Origin of the sequence: Streptomyces sichuanensis, assembly GCF_020328095.1 — a bacterium.
GTDB classification, from domain to species: Bacteria; Actinomycetota; Actinomycetes; order Streptomycetales; family Streptomycetaceae; genus Streptomyces; species Streptomyces cinnamoneus.
Genome location: NZ_JAIXMK010000023.1, coordinates 78,566 through 94,441, shown reverse-complemented (window position 1 = coordinate 94,441; position 15,876 = coordinate 78,566). Strand labels below are relative to the sequence as shown.

Sequence of the window (15,876 nt, the reverse complement as noted above, 5' to 3'; positions counted from 1 at the left end):
GCTAATCGGCGTCAGATTCGAACGGCAAACAGAACGGGGCTTTTATGACGTACGCCACACGACCAACATGCAACCACTGGATGAAAGTGGACATAAAGGAGGCGCATGAGCCCCTGAGGGCTCACACGCCTCCTTTGTCCTGCCATATCGGGCGCCACGGCCGGGAATACGGCGCGCTGAACCCCCGTCAGGCGTCAGGCCGGCGGGACGCCGGGCACGCCCGGGACGACGTCAGGCCGGAATGACCGTCACCGGGCCGATGCCCAGCGCCTTGACCGGCTCGGCGATCTCGGCCGCGTCACCGACGAGCACGGTGACCATGCGGTCGACCGGGAACGCGCTCACGACGGCCGCGGTGGCCTCCACCGTGCCCGTCTCCGCGAGGCGTTCGTACATCCGCGCCTGGAAGTCGTCCGGCAGGAACTGCTCGACCTGGTCGGCGAGGGTGCCGGCGACGGCCGCCGCGGTCTCGTACTTCAGCGGGGCGACGCCGACGAGGTTCTGCACGGCGACGTCGCGCTCGGCCTCGGTCAGGCCCTCGGCCGCCAGGGTGCGCAGGACCGTCCAGAGGTCCTCCAGCGCCGGGCCGGTGTTGGGGGTGTCCACGGAGCCGCTGATGGCGATCATGCCCGTGCCGGCGCCGTCGGAGGACGGCGGAGCCGAGCGCAGCACCTGGCCGAAGGCGCGCACGCCGTAGGTGTAGCCCTTCTCCTCGCGCAGGACGCGGTCCAGGCGGGAGGTGAGGGTGCCGCCGAGGCAGTACGTGCCGAGCACCTGGGCGGGCCAGACGCGCTCGTGCCGGTCGGGGCCGACGCGGCCGATGAGCAGCTGCGTCTGGACGGCGCCGGGGCGGTCCACGATCACGACGCGGCCGGTGTCGTCGGCGCTGACCGCCGGGACGGGGCGGGTCTCGGCGCTCGCGCCCGTCCAGGCGCCGAGGGTCTCGGCGAGGACCTCGTCGAGGTCGATGCCGGTGAAGTCGCCGACGACCACGACGGTCGCCGTGGCGGGACGCACGTGGGCCTCGTAGAAGGCGCGCACGGCGGCGGCGTCGATGCGCTTCACGGTCTCCTCGGTGCCCTGGCGGGGGCGGGAGAGCCGGGAGTCGGCCGGGAAGATCTCGGCGGCCAGCGCCATGGCCGCGCGGCGGGCGGGGTTGGCCAGCTCGTGCGGGATCTCGTCCAGCCGGTTGTCCACGAGGCGCTCGACCTCGTTGTCCGGGAAGGCGGGGGCGCGCAGGGCGTCGGCGAGCAGGCCCATGGCCTTGGCCAGCCGGGACGCCGGGACCTCCAGGGAGACCCGCACGGCGGGGTGGTCCGCGTGCGCGTCGAGGGTGGCGCCGCAGCGCTCCAGCTCGGCGGTGAAGTCCTCGGCGCTGAGCTTGTCGGTGCCCTCGGAGAAGGCGCGCGCCATGATCGTGGCGACGCCGTCCAGGCCCGCGGGCTCGGCCTCCAGCGGGGCGTCCAGGCTCACCTCCACGGCGATGACCTGCTGGCCGGGGCGGTGGCAGCGCAGGACGGTGAGGCCGTTGTCCAGCCGGCTGCGCTCGGGGGCGGGGAAGGCCCAGGGCGTGGCCCGGCCGGGGCCGGGCTGGGGGTGGAACTCCATCTGCGGGGTGCTCGCGGCCACGGCGTCGCTCACTTGGCCGTCTCCTCTTCCTCGTTCTGGTCGGCGGCGGCGCTGTCCTGCGGGGCGGTCGGCTCGTACACCAGCACGGCGCGGTTGCCGGGGTGCAGGCGGGCCTTGGCGACGGCCTGGACCTCCTCGGGGGTGACCTCCAGGACGCGCTGCACGGCGGTCAGGGCCAGCTGGGGGTCACCGAACAGCACGGCGAAGCGGCACAGTTCGTCGGCCCGGCCGCTGACGGTGGCGAGCCGGTCGAGCCACTCGCGCTCCAGCTGGGCCTGGGCGCGCTCCATCTCCTGCGGGGTCGGCCCCTCGACGGCGAAGCGGGCCAGCTCCTCGTCGACGGCGGCCTCGATGGCGGGCACCTCGACGCCGCCGGACGCCTTGACGTCCAGCCAGCCCAGCGAGGGGGCGCCGGCCAGGCGCAGCAGGCCGAAGCCGGCGGCGACCGCCGTGCGGTCGTGCCGGACCAGGCGGTTGTGGAGGCGGGAGGACTCGCCCCCGCCGAGGATGGTCAGGGCGAGGTCGGCGGCGTCGGACTCGCGGGTGCCGTCGTGCGGGAGGCGGTAGGCGGCCATCAGGGCGCGGGAGGGCACCTCCTCGCGGACGACCTCGCGCAGCTCCGCGCCGATGGTGTCCGGCAGGGTGCCGTCGCGCGGGGGCTGCTTGGCGTCGTGGGCGGGGATGGAGCCGAAGTACTTCTCGATCCAGGCGAGCGTCTGCTCGGGGTCGATGTCGCCGACGACCGCCAGAACGGCGTTGCCCGGCGCGTAGTACGTGCGGAAGAAGGCGCGCGCGTCCTCCAGGGAGGCGGCGTCCAGGTCGGCCATGGAGCCGATGGGCGTGTGGTGGTACGGGTGGCCCTCGGGGTAGGCCATGGCCGTCAGCTTCTCGAAGGCCGTGCCGTAGGGCACGTTGTCGTAGCGCTGGCGGCGCTCGTTCTTGACGACGTCGCGCTGGTTCTCCATGGACTCGTCGTCGAGCGCGGTGAGCAGCGAGCCCATGCGGTCGGCTTCCAGCCACAGAGCCAGCTCCACCTGGTGGGCGGGCATGGTCTCGAAGTAATTGGTGCGCTCGAAGCTGGTGGTGCCGTTGAGGGAACCGCCGGCGCCCTGCACCAGCTCGAAGTGGCCGTTGCCCTTGACCTGCGCCGAGCCCTGGAACATCAGGTGCTCGAAGAGGTGGGCGAGGCCGGTGCGGCCCTTGACCTCGTGGCGCGAGCCGACGTCGTACCAGAGGCAGACGGCCGCGACCGGGGTCAGATGGTCCTCGGAGAGCACGACCCGCAGGCCATTGGCCAGGCGGTGCTCTGTCGCTGTCAGGCCGCCGGAACCGGCCTGTTGCGTGGCCGTGTGACCCATGGGCATGTACGTCCCTTCGATCTCTTGAGATCTCGCGGTGCCTCGCGACGACTCGCGTGATGAACAGTGCTGTCACTGTATGCAAGCGCGCTGACATCTGGCGAAGTTCCCGACCCGCCGTACACGCCCGGGACGGGTCGCGGTCGGGGTTGTCAGTGGGGCGGTCCACAATGGTCGGCGTCAGTACCCGCCTCGGCATCGATCGAAGGAGCAGCAGCCGCGATGGCCCGCCGCAGCACGAAGACCCCGCCGCCGGAAGAGTTCGAGGAGCGGATCCTCGACATCGACGTCGTCGACGAGATGCAGGGCTCCTTCCTTGAGTACGCCTACTCGGTCATCTACTCCCGCGCCCTGCCGGACGCCCGGGACGGCCTCAAGCCGGTCCAGCGCCGCATCCTCTTCCAGATGAACGAGATGGGCCTGCGGCCGGAGCGGGGCCACGTGAAGTGCGCCCGCGTCGTCGGCGAGGTGATGGGCAAGCTCCACCCGCACGGCGACGCCTCGATCTACGACGCCCTGGTGCGCATGGCGCAGCCCTTCTCCATGCGGCTGCCCCTGGTCGACGGCCACGGGAACTTCGGTTCGCTCGGCAACGACGACCCGCCCGCGGCCATGCGCTACACCGAGGCCCGGATGGCGTCGCCGACGTCCCTGATGACGGAGTCGATCGACGAGGACACCGTCGATTTCGCGCCGAACTACGACGGCAGCGAGCGGGAGCCGGTGGCCCTGCCTGCCGCCTACCCGAACCTGCTGGTCAACGGCTCGTCCGGGATCGCGGTGGGCATGGCGACGAACATGCCGCCGCACAACCTGGGCGAGGTGATCGCCGCCGCCCGGCACCTGATCCGGCACCCGGGCGCCGACCTCGACACGCTCATGAAGTACATCCCCGGCCCCGACCTCCCCACGGGCGGCCGCATCGTGGGCCTGAGCGGGATCCGGGACGCCTACGAGACGGGCCGCGGCACCTTCAAGATCCGCGCCACCGTCTCCGTGGAGACGGTGACCGCCCGCCGCAAGGGACTGGTCGTCACGGAGCTGCCGTTCACGGTGGGCCCGGAGAAGGTCATCTCCAAGATCAAGGACCTGGTCGGCTCGAAGAAGCTGCAGGGCATCGCCGACGTCAAGGACCTCACCGACCGCGCCCACGGCCTGCGCCTGGTCATCGAGATCAAGAACGGCTTCAACCCCGAGGCCGTGCTGGAGCAGCTCTACAAGCTGACGCCGATGGAGGAGTCCTTCGGCATCAACAACGTCGCCCTGGTCGACGGCCAGCCCCTGACGCTGGGCCTGAAGGAGCTGCTGGAGGTCTACGTCGACCACCGCTTCGAGGTGGTCCGCCGGCGCAGCGAGTTCCGGCGCGGCAAGCGGCAGGACCGGCTGCACCTGGTCGAGGGTCTGCTGGTGGCGCTCGTCGACATCGACGAGGTCATCCGAATCATTCGATCGAGTGAGAACGCCGCGGAGGCGAAGGCGTCACTCGTGGAGCGCTTCTCGCTCTCGGAGGTCCAGACCCAGTACATCCTGGACACCCCGCTCCGCCGCCTGACGAAGTTCGACCGGATCGAGCTGGAGTCGGAGCGCGACAAGCTCACGGCCGAGATCGAGGAGCTCACCCGCATCCTGGAGTCCGACGCCGAGCTCCGCAGGCTCGTCTCCTCCGAACTGGCCGACGTGGCCAAGAAGTTCGGCACCGACCGGCGCACGGTCCTGCTGGAGTCGGCGGGCGCCCCGGCGTCGGCGGTGCCGCTGCAGGTGGCGGACGACCCGTGCCGGGTGCTGCTCTCCTCCACCGGCCTGCTGGCCCGTACGGCCTCCGGCGAGCCGGTCCCGCCGGGGACGGACGACGCCAAGCGCGTGAAGCACGACGTGATCGTCTCGGCCGTGCCGGCCACGGCCCTGGGCGAGGTGGGCGCGGTGACCTCGGCGGGGCGGCTGCTGCGGCTGAGGGTGATCGACCTGCCGCAGCTGCCGGAGACGGCGTCCGCCCCGAACCTCGCCGGTGGCGCTCCGGTGTCGGAGTTCCTGTCCCTGGCGGACGGCGAGCGCCTGGTCTGCCTGACCACGCTGGACGAGTCCTCGCCGGGTCTGGCGATCGGCACCGAGCAGGGCGTCGTCAAGCGCGTGGTCCCCGACTACCCGGCCAACAAGGACGAGCTGGAGGTCATCTCCCTCAAGGACGGCGACACCGTCGTCGGCGCGGTCGAGCTGCGGACGGGCGAGGAGGACCTGGTCTTCATCACGGACGACGCCCAGCTGCTGCGGTACCAGGCCGCGCAGGTCCGGCCGCAGGGGCGGGCCGCGGGCGGCATGGCCGGCATCAAGCTGTCGGCGGGCGCCAAGGTCATCTCGTTCACGGCCGCCGACCCCGCCGAGGACGCGGTGGTCCTCACGGTGGCCGGGGCCCGGGGCGGCCTGCCGGGGGCGGCCTCGGAGGCGACGGCCAAGCTGACGCCGTTCGACCAGTACCCGCGCAAGGGGCGGGCGACGGGCGGCGTGCGCTGCCAGCGCTTCCTGAAGGGCGAGGACTGCCTGGTGCTGGCCTGGGCGGGAGCCGCCCCGGCACGCGCCGCGGCCGCGAACGGCACGCCCGTTCCGCTGCCCGAGCCCGACCCGCGCCGCGACGGCTCCGGCACGCCCCTGGCCAAGCCGGTGGCCGTGGTCGCCGGGCCGGTGTAGCCGGCCGTGCGGTCCTGGGCCGGCCCGGCCGGCCGGCTCAGGACTGTGCGTACCGCAGGACGCCCCACATGCTGTGTTCGTCGGTGTCCTGCGGTGCGGTGTCGCGGCAGGCTTCGAGCCCGGCCCGCAGCGCCCCCGCATCGATCCCGCTGCCGATCATGACGAGCTGGGTGGCCCGCCGCTCGGAGCGCGTCCACGACGAACGGTAGAAGCGCAGGAAGTCGCCGACGGCGTGGACGGTGAACTTGTCGCGGTGCCCGGCGACGCCGAAGCGGACGAAGCCCTTGATGCGGTAGAGCCCCTCGGGCCTGCGGTCGAGGAAGTCCATCAGACGGCGCGGGTGCATCGGCTCGTCGGATATGAATTCCACGCTCTCGTAGGCCGCGTGCAGATGCCCGTCGTGGCCGTGCCCGCCGGGCCCGTGCTCCTCGTCCGCCGCGCACAGGTCCTCGAAGGACAGCTGCAGGATCGCCTCGTTGCGCTCCTCGCGGGGCTTGCGGTCGAAGAGCAGCTCCGGGTCGATGCGCCCGTACGACGCCGGGACGACGGGCGTGCCGGGCGCGAGCTCCGCGAGGGTGGCGAGCAGGCTCTCGCGCGCCGCGTCCCCGATCCGGTCGGCCTTGTTGAGGACCACGAGGTCGGCGATGCCCACGTGCCGGTCGAGCTCCGGGTGCCGGGCGCGCGTGCCGGAGAACTCGGCCGCGTCGACCACCTCGACGAGCCCGCCGTAGACGATGTTCTTGTTGTCGCTGGCCAGGATCATCCGGATGAGTTCCTGCGGCTCGGCCAGGCCGCTGGCCTCGATGACGATGACGTCGATGCGGGCCGCGGGCCGCGCCAGCCGGTCGAGGAAGCCGTCGAGCTCGCTGGTGTCCACGGCGCAGCACAGACAGCCGTTGCCCAGCGAGACCATGGAGTCGACCTGGCCGGCCACGCTCATCGCATCGATCTCGATGCTGCCGAAGTCGTTGACGACGGCCCCGATGCGGCTGCCGCCGCTGCGGGAGAGCAGGTGGTTGAGCAGGGTCGTCTTGCCGGACCCGAGGAAGCCGGCGAGGACGATGACCGGGATCTGTCGCTTGGCCAAGGGGCGTCTCCATCGTGAGTCGGGCGGGTCGCTCGCCCGCCCCAGGATAGGAGGGACCGCACGGGCCGGCCGGGGCGGACCGGGCTCCCCGGGCCACCCGGGACAGGCCCAGGTTAGGCTTACCTACGTGAGCACGTGCGCGACCGCATCCCGCCAGTTGACCGAGCCCCTGGCCGGCACCGCAGCGACCGCGCGGACGTGGCTACTGATCGAGCAGCCCGGCCCGTGGGGTGCCGACGCACTCACCGCCAGCCGCCTGGACCCCGCCGTCGGCCGTGCCCTGGACGCGGCGGCCGCGGGCACCGGCGTCCGGATCGCGCTGATCCGCCGCCCCGGGCGGCACGCCGACTGCCACGAGCCCACGAGCCGGCAGGTCTTCGTCGCGCACACCGCGCCGGGCCGCTCCTGGATCCGTACGACCCGCCTCACCGACCCCGCGCGGCTGCCGGAGCTGGACCTGGCGGCGCTGGGGGCCGGTGAGCACGCCGGGCTGTGGGAGGCGTACGAGGGCGACCCGCTGGCCCTCGTCTGCACCAACGGCAAGCGCGACCGCTGCTGCGCACTGCTGGGCCGCCCCCTCGCCGCCGAGCTGACCGCCGCGGGCGGCACCGGGATCTGGGAGGTCACCCACATAGGTGGCCACCGCTTCGCGCCGACGCTGTTCGTCCTGCCCTACGGCTACGCCTACGGGCGGGCCACCGCGCACGCCGTCAAGGAGGCGCTCGAAGCGGCGCGCCACGGTCGCGTCGTCATCGGCGACTGCCGTGGCCGCTCGGCCTGGGAGCGCCCCGGCCAGGCCGCCGAGCTGGCGGTGCGCGCGCTGACCGGCGAGGAGGACGCCGACGCCCTGGACGTCACCGCGACCGAGGGCGCGGCGCCCCGCTGGACCGTGACCGTCGCGCACACCGACGGGCGCGCCTGGACGGTCCTGGTCGAGCAGGGAGCGGCCGGGCCGCCCCGCCCGGAGAGCTGCGGCAGGGCGCTGGGCACACCGGCCCGCATGGACGTCGTCGCCATCACCACGGCGGCCTGAGCGCGGCGGCATGAGCGCGACGGCCCGAGCACGGCCGCCGACGGGCCGCGTCAGCCGGCCTTCTCCACGAACTCGGTGGTGTAGGTCTTCTTGAGGTCCACGGAGGCGTTCTTCAGGGTGGGGTTGAAGGACTTGAGGACCTCCAGGACCGTGTTCGGCCCGTCGGCGGGCATCACGCCGTCCTTGGTGAACATGGGCAGGGTGCTCTCGATCGCCTTGGCGTACTGCTCCTTGCCGCCCTTGGCGTAGTCGGCCGGCATCTGGGCGGCGATCTCCTCGGGCGTGTGCTCCGACATCCACTTCAGGGTCTTGACCATGGCGTTGGCGAGCTTCTGCACGGTCTCCTGGTGGGTGTTGACCCAGTCGGTGTTCATGTACAGGCTCGACGCGGGGTAGAGCCCGCCGAGCGCCGCCCGGGAGCCCTCCGGGGTGCGCATGTCGACGATCACCTTGCCGAGGTCCTTGGCGAGGACCTGGGCGACGGTCGGGTCGGTGGTCATGCCGCCGTCGATGGCGCCCTGCTCCAGGGCGGAGATGAACGTCTGCCCGGCGCCGACGGCCACCGGCGTGAAGTCGCCGACCTGCACGCCGTTCTTGACCGCCAGGTACTTGGTGAGGAAGTCGGTGGACGAGCCGAGCCCGGTGACGCCGAGCTTCTTGCCCTTGAAGTCCTTCGGGGAGGCCAGGCCGGAGGCGGCCTGCTTGGAGACGATCTCCACCTCGCCGGGCGTCTGGGCGAGCTGGACGACGGACTCGACCTGCTTGCCCTTGGCCTGCAGGTCGAGCGTGTGGTCGTAGAAGCCGACGACGCCCTGGACGTCTCCGGACACCAGCGAGGTGGTGGCCTGCACGCCGGCCGGCTCGCTCAGGAGCTTGACCGCCACGCCCTCCTCCCGGAAGTAGCCCAGGCGCTGGGTGAGCACCGCCGGCAGGTAGATGACCTTGTCCAGGCCGCCGACCATGATCTTGACGGTCTCGCCCTTGAGCGATTCGCTGTCCTGCTTGTTCGTCGAGGACTCGTCGGCGCAACCGGTCAGGGACAGGCACATCACTCCCGCGACGGCCATCGCGGAGACCTGGGCTCTCTTGCCGAACGTACGCATGATCCGTTCCTTATGGGTGGAGTCGGGGGGTGGAGGGGAGGTGGGGGTCGCCGAAGCCGGGCGTGGAGAGGCGGTGGGAAGGCGCCGGGCGGTCAGCGCTCGCTGCGGTGCCCGCCGGGCTTCCAGCGGAACAGCCGCTTCTCGGCGAAGGTCAGCAGCCCTTCGGCGAGGAGGGCGACGACGGCGAGGATGACCATCGCCGCGTACACACCGGCCGAGTTGAAGGTTCCCTGCGACTGGGAGACGAGCAGACCGACGCCCTTCTCCGCGCCGAGGTACTCGCCGACGATCGCGCCGATGAGGGCGAAGCCGAAGCTGACGTGCAGGCTGGTGAAGATCCACGAGGTGGCGGCGGGGATGACGACCTGCAGCGTCACCCGGCGGTGGCTCGCGCCCAGGATGCGGGCGTTGGCGACGAGGTTGCGGTCGACCTCGCGGGCGCCCTGGAAGGCGTTGAAGAAGACGGGGAAGAAGACCAGCACCACGGCCGAGGCGATCTTGGAGGCGGGCCCGAGGCCGAACCAGATCAGGAAGATCGGCGCGAGGACGATCCGCGGCAGCGCGTTGAGGACCTTGATGTACGGGCCGAAGACGTCGGCCAGGAAGGGCACGCGGCCGAGCACGATGCCCAGGACCACGCCGGCCGCCACGCCGATGACCCAGCCGAGCAGGGCCTCGGAGAGCGTGGCCCAGATCTGTTCCCCGAGCGAGCCCTGCGGGGTGCCGTGCAGCGCCCACTGGGCGGTCTGGTCCCAGATCTTCGACGGCATCGAGAAGTGGAAGGGGTCGATGACCTCGGTGCGCGCCATGACTTCCCAGGCGGTGACCAGCGCGACGAACACCAGGACACGGGCGCCGAGGACCACGAGCCGGCGGTTGCGTGCCGCGCGGGCGCGTGCTTCCGTACGCCCCGGGGCGCGCTTTTCGGCCACGACGGTGGCGGTCAGGGATTCAGGCGACATGGGCGGCACCCCTCTCGCGGGTGATGCGGACTTCCTCGCCGAGGGAGGACCAGATCTCCCGGTAGATCTCGATGAACTCCGGCTCCAGCCGGATGGCTTCGACCCGGCGCGGCCGGGGCAGGCCGATGGGGAAGACCTGCTTGACGGTGGCCGGTCCGGCCGTCATCACCACGACCTTGTCGGCCAGCGCGATGGCCTCCTCCAGGTCATGGGTGACGAAGACGACGGACGCCTTCCTCCCGTCGGCCCGCGGCGCGCTCCACAGCTCCAGCAGCTCGTCGGACATCAGTGCCCGGGTCTGCACGTCGAGCGCCGAGAAGGGCTCGTCCATCAGCAGGATCGCCGGGTCGTTGACGAAGGTCTGCGCGAGCGCCACGCGTTTGCGCTGCCCTCCGGACAGCTGGTGCGGGTAACGGTCCTCGAAGGCCGCGAGGCCCACGCGGCCGAGCCAGTCGCGGGCCCGCTCGCGCGCCTCGGCCTTCGCCACCCCGCGGAAGCGCGGCCCGGCCATCACGTTGGACAGCACCGTCCGCCAGGGGAAGACCGCGTCCTGCTGGAAGACGAACCCGACGTCGGGCCGGATGCCGGTCACCGCCTCGCCGCCGACCGACACCTCGCCTTCGGTGGGTTCCTCCAGCCCGCTGACCAGCGTGAGCGTGGTGGACTTGCCGCATCCGGTCGGGCCGACGACGGCGACGAACTCCCCTGGGGCGACGGTGAGGTCGAGATCGCGGACGGCCGTGTGCGTCGCGCCCGAGGGCGTGCGGAACGTCTTGCCCGCACCGCGCAGTTCGATCGCCGGGGCGCCGTCCGGCGGGGTGCCGGGTGGGGTGTCGTGGTTCATGCGTCCGCCTCCGCTGCCGGGATGTTCAGGGCCGGCCTGCCCGGCCGTCCCGTGCAGGGCGGCCGGTGCTGGAGGTTAGGAGTGGCGTGCGCCACAGGGGCAGTCTTGTGTGCGCTGTGCGACTTGAGTGCGCGAAGCCTGTTCTGCTCGTTTTGCTCGCGATAGAACAACAAAAGTGACACGGGGGCAACACAAGAGGCCATCGTCCGGCTACGTTCGGTACGCATCCATGACACGCATGTCCACGGACGCGGTCCCGGCCGCGGTGATCTCCAGGACATGTCCGCCGGACCGGCCGACCGGGCGACGGACCGCAGGACGAAAGGGACACGCATGCGCCTCCGGTGGCCCCGCCGCGTCTTCGCGCAGGTCCTCTCGGTCCAGCTCCTGATCACCACGGGCGTCACGGCGCTCACCGCCGGTCTGTTCCTGAGGCCCCTCGCCGCCCAGCTCGACGAGCAGGCCGAACACCGCGCGCTGGCCATCGCCCAGGCCACCGCCGCGCAGCCCGGCATCGCCCACGCCGTGCTCGCCGGCCGCCCCGGGCCCGACGGCCCGGTCCAGGCCGCCGCCGAGCGCATCCGCCTGGCCACGGACGCCAGTTACGTCGTGGTGGTCGACACCCGCGGCATCCGCTACTCCCACACCACCCCCGGCCGGATCGGCCGGCACGTCAGCACCGACCCGGGCCCGGCGCTGACCGGACACGAGTGGACGGGCATCGAGAAGGGCACCCTCGGCCGCTCGGCCCGCGGCAAGGTGCCGCTGCGCGACACCGAGGGCGCCATCGTCGGCGCCGTCTCCGTCGGCATCGCCTACGACGACGTGCGCGACGTCCTGCTGCACGCCCTGCCCGGCCTCCTGACGTACGCCGGTGCCGCGCTCGGCGCCGGCGCCCTGGCCGCGTTCGCCCTCTCCTGGCGGCTGCGCAAGCGCACCCACGGCATCGAACTCTCCGAGATCTCCGCCCTCCTCGACGAGCGCGAGGCGATCCTGCACGGCATCCGCGAGGGCGTCGTCGCGCTCGACCGGCGCGGCCGGGTGCGCCTGGTCAACGACGAGGCGCAGCGGCTGCTCGGCCTCGGGCCGGACGCCATCGGCCGGCCGCTGGACGCCGTCCTGCCGCCCGGCCGGACCGCCGACGTCCTGACGGGGCGCGTGAGCGGTACGGACCTGCTCACCGTCCGGGACGGCCGGGTGCTCGTCGCCAACCGGATGGGCACGGCCGACGGCGGTGCGGTGGCGACGCTGCGCGACCGTACGGAGCTGGAACAGCTCGGCCGGGAGCTGGACGGCACCCGCGGGCTGACCGAGGCGCTGCGGGCCCAGGACCACGAGCACGCCAACCGGCTGCACACCATCGTCGGGCTGCTGGAGCTCGGGCTGTACGAGGAGGCCGTGGACTTCGTGGCGGAGGTGACGGGTGCGCACCGGGCCACCGCCGAGCAGGTGACCGAGCGGGTGCACGAGCCACTGGTCAGCGCCCTGCTGGTGGGCAAGAGCGCGGTCGCCGCGGAGCGCGGGGTGGCACTGCGGGTGAGCGGCCGGACGCATCTGCCGGGGCGGGTGGTGGACGCCCGGGACCTGGTCACGGTGCTCGGCAACCTCGTCGACAACGCGCTGGACGCGGCCGGCGGGCACCGGGCGGAGGCGTTCGTGGAGGTCGATGTGCGGGTGAGCGGCACGACGGTCGTGGTGAGCGTCGCGGACAACGGGCCGGGCGTTCCCGCCGCGGCCCGCGAGCTGGTCTTCGCCGACGGCTGGTCCACCAAGGAGGCGGCCCCGAACCGGCCCCGGGGCCTGGGCCTCTCGCTCGTGAGGCGGCTCGCCGAACGGTACGGCGGCTCGGCCCGGGCCGGCGAACGCGACGGCGGGGGCGCGGTGTTCACCGTGGAGCTGCCGGAGGCGCTGCATCCGCCGGCCGGGCCGGCGCGTGCGGTGCGATCCCTCGAAGGAGTGAACCGATGATCGAGGTCCTGGTCGTGGACGACGACTTCCGCGTCGCCGAGATCAACGCCGCGTACGTGGCGAAGGTGCCGGGCTTCCGCGTCCGGGCGACGGCTCACAACGCGGCGCAGGCACTGGCCCTGCTGGAGCGCGGCGGCATCGACCTCGTACTGCTCGACCACTACCTGCCGGACGAGACGGGACTGTCGCTCGTGCGCCGCATCCGGCAGCTGGGCCACCACACGGACGTCATCATGGTCACCGCCGCCCGGGACATCGCCACGGTCCGCACGGCGATGCGCTACGGGGCCCTGCAGTACCTGGTCAAGCCGTTCTCCTTCGCCGGAATGCGGGCGAAGCTCGACGCCTACGCGCGGCTGCGCCGCACGTTCGAGGGGGCCGAGGAGGCGGAGCAGGACCAGGTGGACCGGATCTTCGGCGCGCTGCGCGCCGCCTCGGCCGCCGCTCCCCTGCCCAAGGGGCATTCGGCCCCGACCGCGGACCTGATACGGCGGGTCCTCTCGGACGCCGCGCGACCGCTGTCCGCGCACGAAGTGGCGGAGCGCTCGGGGCTGAGCCGCTCGACGGCCCAGCGGTACCTCAAGCGCCTGGAGGAGTCGGGGCGGCTCAGCCTGACGCTGCGGTACGGCGAGACGGGCCGCCCCGAGCACCGTTACGCGTGGGCGGGACGGTAGGGCCGGTGCGTCAGCCGGTCACGCCGTGCCGGGGACCCGGTGGCAGGACAGGATGCGCAGGCCCCGCTGACAGGCGTGCACGACGGCGAAGCACTGGTTGGTGAATCTTCCGGTGGATCCGTCGGAGAATCTGCAGAAGACCGGGTCGTAGTTGGCGGGACAGACCGTCCCGCACTCCTGGGTGACCGGGACCTGCCCGGCGGCCTGCGCCGCTCCGGCGGGTGCGCTGAACGTGAGTCCTGCGGCTCCTGCCAGCAGGACGGAGGCGAACGGTACGACGAGCTTGCGCATGGAGAGCTCCTTCGCTCGCGGGTCTCCCACGTCTACCACCGACCCTGCAGGACGAGTAAGGCGGTGGACGGTCTTCCGCCCTGCCGAACCGGCCAACCGCCGCGCCGTGCCCCTCAGGCCGCGCCGGCGCCGGTGAGGGAGCGCACCTCGGCCTCGGCGTGCCCGGCGGCGTCCGCGCCCTCCGGGGAGGTGACGGTGCCGAGCCAGCCGGCCAGGAAGCCCAGCGGCACGGAGACCAGGCCGGGGTTCTCCAGGGGGAAGAGCCGGAAGTCGAGCCCGGGGAAGAGGGCGTCCGGAGACCCGGAGACGACCGGGGAGAGAACCACGAGCACGAGGGCCGGGAGCAGCCCGCCGACGACGGACCAGACCGCGCCGCGCGTGGTGAACCGGCCCCAGAAGAGGGAGTAGAGCAGGACGGGGAGGTTGGCCGACGCGGCGACCGCGAAGGCGAGGCCGACCAGGAAGGCGACGTTGAGGTTCTGGGCGAGCAGCCCGAGGCCGATGGCGACCGCGCCGGTGGCGGCCGCCGCGGCGCGGGCGACGGCGACCTCGCCACGGGGGCCGCGGTGTGCACGGCCCGTTCGCCGGCCGAGCGTCGCGCAGAGGTCGTGGGCGACCGAGGCGGAGGAGGCCAGGGTGACGCCCGCGACGACGGCGAGGATGGTGGCGAAGGCGACGGCCGCGACGACGGCGAAGAGGATCGTTCCTCCCGTGGAGCCGGGCCCGCCGCCCAGGTCGAGGGCGAGGAGGGGCACGGCCGTGTTCCCGGCCGGGCTGGAGGCGCGCACGGCGTCGCTGCCGAGCACCGCCGCGGCGCCGAAGCCGAGCACGATGGTCATCAGGTAGAAGCCGCCGATGAGGGCGATGGACCAGATGACGGACCGGCGGGCGGCCCGGGCCGTGGGCACGGTGGAGAAACGGGCGAGGATGTGCGGCAGCCCGGCGGTGCCGAGGACGAGGGCGAGGCCGAGGCTGATGAAGTCCAGCCGGGAGGTGAGGTCGTGGCCGTACCGCAGACCGGGAGCGAGGAAGGCCCGGCCGTGCCCGCTGCGGTCCGCGGCCGTGGTGAGCAGGGCGGAGACGTCGCCGTGGAAGCGGACGAGCACGAGGACGGTCAGGACGACCGTGCCGCCCATGAGCAGCACGGCCTTGACGATCTGGATCCAGGTGGTGGCCCGCATCCCGCCCAGCGTGACGTAGACGACCATCAGGGCCCCGACGACGACCACGGTCCAGCCCCGGGCCCGGTCGCCGGTGCCGCCGACCAGCAGGGCCACCAGGCTGCCCGCGCCGACCATCTGGGCGACGAGGTAGAGAACGGAGACGGTGAGGGAGGAGAAGCCGGCGGCGATGCGGACCGGACGCTCGCGCAGCCGGGCCGCCAGGACGTCGGCGAGGGTGAACCGGCCGCAGTTGCGGACGAGTTCGGCGACGAGGAGCAGCACGACGAGCCAGGCGACGAGGAAGCCGACGGAGTAGAGCATTCCGTCGTATCCGTAGAGGGCGATGAGGCCGGAGATACCGAGGAAGGAAGCGGCGGACAGGTAGTCGCCGGTGATGGCGAAACCGTTCTCCAGGGGGGAGAACAGGCGGCCTCCCGCGTAGAACTCCTCGGTGGAGCCGCGGCGTTGGCGACCGGCCCAGGCGGCGATGGCGAGGGCGATCAGGACGAAGGCGGTGAAGAGGGCCGGCGCCAGGCCCTGGTGGGCGCCGGTCAACGGAGCTCACCCGGCCCCCGCACCACCCGGGCGTCGTGCGCCGGGCCGGCCGTGATCGCGGGCCGCTGCGACCGCGCGTCGCCCTGCAGCGTCTCCAGTGCGACGGCCCAGCGCAGTTCCCGGGCGGCGGGGTCCCGGCGCAGCCGGGCGTGGCGGGCGTAGGCCCAGGTGAGCAGGAAGGTGGTGGCGAACTGTGCGAGCCCGGCGACCATGGCGACGTTGAGGGCTCCCGCCACGGGACGGGCCATCGTCTCCGGCGCCGCGATCGCCGCCAGCACGTACGCCAGGTACCAGCCGAGGAACGCGACGGTGGCGGGAAAGGCGAAACGGCGGTAGCGGCGGCGCACTTCCCGGAACGCGGGGCTGCGCTGGACCTCGCGGTAGATCCCTGCCGCATCGCGTGCGGGCTCGCCCCCGGCCGTCCGCTGAACCGTTACGGCAACGCGCCCGTCGCTGTCTCTCACAGAACTCTCCTTGGTCGCCGACCCCGTTGGCCGCGTGCCCAAGAATGGACAGACCGGAAAGAT

13 protein-coding genes are annotated in these 15,876 nt (G+C 72.7%); 4 read left to right on the top strand and 9 right to left on the bottom strand.

Features of this window, described 5'->3' with window-relative positions:
• Positions 1-231: 231 nt before the first annotated feature.
• Both LE181_RS10375 and LE181_RS10370 read right to left on the bottom strand, forming a co-directional pair.
• Positions 232-1,608, bottom strand: coding sequence for a M16 family metallopeptidase (locus LE181_RS10375; protein ID WP_225660958.1), 1,377 nt, complete (start codon positions 1,606-1,608; stop codon positions 232-234).
• A 29-nt stretch (positions 1,609-1,637) separates the two neighbouring features.
• Positions 1,638-2,987: a M16 family metallopeptidase gene (locus tag LE181_RS10370; protein ID WP_225660957.1), complete on the bottom strand. Its 1,350-nt coding sequence runs from the start codon at positions 2,985-2,987 to the stop codon at positions 1,638-1,640.
• Between the two features lie 222 nt (positions 2,988-3,209).
• On the opposite strand from LE181_RS10370, the gene LE181_RS10365 reads away from it, so the two are divergent.
• Positions 3,210-5,669: a DNA gyrase/topoisomerase IV subunit A gene (locus LE181_RS10365; protein ID WP_225660926.1), complete on the top strand. Its 2,460-nt coding sequence runs from the start codon at positions 3,210-3,212 to the stop codon at positions 5,667-5,669.
• A 37-nt stretch (positions 5,670-5,706) separates the two neighbouring features.
• On the opposite strand, the gene LE181_RS10360 is transcribed toward LE181_RS10365, so the two are convergent.
• Positions 5,707-6,756 carry a CobW family GTP-binding protein gene (locus LE181_RS10360; protein ID WP_225660925.1) on the bottom strand — a complete coding sequence of 350 codons (1,050 nt, stop codon included), beginning with the start codon at positions 6,754-6,756 and terminating at the stop codon, positions 5,707-5,709.
• Positions 6,757-6,883: 127 nt separating this feature from the next.
• On the opposite strand from LE181_RS10360, the gene LE181_RS10355 reads away from it, so the two are divergent.
• Positions 6,884-7,789: a ferredoxin family protein gene (locus tag LE181_RS10355; protein WP_225660924.1), complete on the top strand. Its 906-nt coding sequence runs from the start codon at positions 6,884-6,886 to the stop codon at positions 7,787-7,789.
• Between the two features lie 50 nt (positions 7,790-7,839).
• On the opposite strand, the gene LE181_RS10350 is transcribed toward LE181_RS10355, so the two are convergent.
• From LE181_RS10350 to LE181_RS10340, 3 genes are all read right to left on the bottom strand, one after another.
• The gene (locus tag LE181_RS10350; protein ID WP_225660923.1) at positions 7,840-8,892 is read right to left on the bottom strand and encodes an ABC transporter substrate-binding protein; all 1,053 of its coding nucleotides are present in this window, start codon (positions 8,890-8,892) and stop codon (positions 7,840-7,842) included.
• A 92-nt stretch (positions 8,893-8,984) separates the two neighbouring features.
• Entirely contained in the window at positions 8,985-9,854 is an 870-nt protein-coding gene (locus tag LE181_RS10345; RefSeq protein ID WP_225660922.1) for an ABC transporter permease, read from the bottom strand.
• A complete protein-coding gene (locus LE181_RS10340) occupies positions 9,844-10,698 on the bottom strand; it encodes an ABC transporter ATP-binding protein (RefSeq protein ID WP_225660921.1) in 855 nt (284 codons plus the stop codon). The genes LE181_RS10345 and LE181_RS10340 overlap by 11 nt, the downstream gene beginning before the upstream one ends.
• A gap of 333 nt (positions 10,699-11,031) precedes the next feature.
• On the opposite strand from LE181_RS10340, the gene LE181_RS10335 reads away from it, so the two are divergent.
• Together LE181_RS10335 and LE181_RS10330 are read left to right on the top strand one after the other, a co-directional pair.
• A complete protein-coding gene (locus LE181_RS10335; RefSeq protein ID WP_225660920.1) occupies positions 11,032-12,666 on the top strand; it encodes a sensor histidine kinase in 1,635 nt (544 codons plus the stop codon).
• Positions 12,663-13,340, top strand: coding sequence for a response regulator (locus LE181_RS10330; RefSeq protein ID WP_225660919.1), 678 nt, complete (start codon positions 12,663-12,665; stop codon positions 13,338-13,340). Before LE181_RS10335 ends, LE181_RS10330 begins: the two co-directional genes overlap by 4 nt.
• 18 nt (positions 13,341-13,358) lie before the next feature.
• On the opposite strand, the gene LE181_RS10325 is transcribed toward LE181_RS10330, so the two are convergent.
• The 3 genes from LE181_RS10325 to LE181_RS10315 form a co-directional block, all read right to left on the bottom strand.
• Positions 13,359-13,631, bottom strand: a complete 273-nt coding sequence (locus LE181_RS10325) for a hypothetical protein (RefSeq protein WP_225660918.1) — start codon at positions 13,629-13,631, stop codon at positions 13,359-13,361.
• A 113-nt stretch (positions 13,632-13,744) separates the two neighbouring features.
• Positions 13,745-15,349 carry a monocarboxylic acid transporter gene (locus LE181_RS10320; RefSeq protein WP_225660917.1) on the bottom strand — a complete coding sequence of 535 codons (1,605 nt, stop codon included), beginning with the start codon at positions 15,347-15,349 and terminating at the stop codon, positions 13,745-13,747.
• Positions 15,346-15,876, bottom strand: coding sequence for a DUF485 domain-containing protein (locus LE181_RS10315; protein WP_372458308.1), 531 nt, complete (start codon positions 15,874-15,876; stop codon positions 15,346-15,348). Before LE181_RS10315 ends, LE181_RS10320 begins: the two co-directional genes overlap by 4 nt.

Excerpts from the sequence above, each read along its gene's own strand:
- LE181_RS10330 (WP_225660919.1), top strand. The coding sequence starts at position 12,663 with ATGATCGAGGTCCTGGTCGTGGACGACGACTTCCGCGTCGCCGAGATC.
- LE181_RS10340 (WP_225660921.1), bottom strand. The coding sequence starts at position 10,698 with ATGAACCACGACACCCCACCCGGCACCCCGCCGGACGGCGCCCCGGCG.
- LE181_RS10370 (WP_225660957.1), bottom strand. The coding sequence starts at position 2,987 with ATGGGTCACACGGCCACGCAACAGGCCGGTTCCGGCGGCCTGACAGCG.
- LE181_RS10350 (WP_225660923.1), bottom strand. The coding sequence starts at position 8,892 with ATGCGTACGTTCGGCAAGAGAGCCCAGGTCTCCGCGATGGCCGTCGCG.
- LE181_RS10365 (WP_225660926.1), top strand. The coding sequence starts at position 3,210 with ATGGCCCGCCGCAGCACGAAGACCCCGCCGCCGGAAGAGTTCGAGGAG.
- LE181_RS10375 (WP_225660958.1), bottom strand. The coding sequence starts at position 1,608 with ATGGAGTTCCACCCCCAGCCCGGCCCCGGCCGGGCCACGCCCTGGGCC.
- LE181_RS10325 (WP_225660918.1), bottom strand. The coding sequence starts at position 13,631 with ATGCGCAAGCTCGTCGTACCGTTCGCCTCCGTCCTGCTGGCAGGAGCC.
- LE181_RS10335 (WP_225660920.1), top strand. The coding sequence starts at position 11,032 with ATGCGCCTCCGGTGGCCCCGCCGCGTCTTCGCGCAGGTCCTCTCGGTC.
- LE181_RS10345 (WP_225660922.1), bottom strand. The coding sequence starts at position 9,854 with ATGTCGCCTGAATCCCTGACCGCCACCGTCGTGGCCGAAAAGCGCGCC.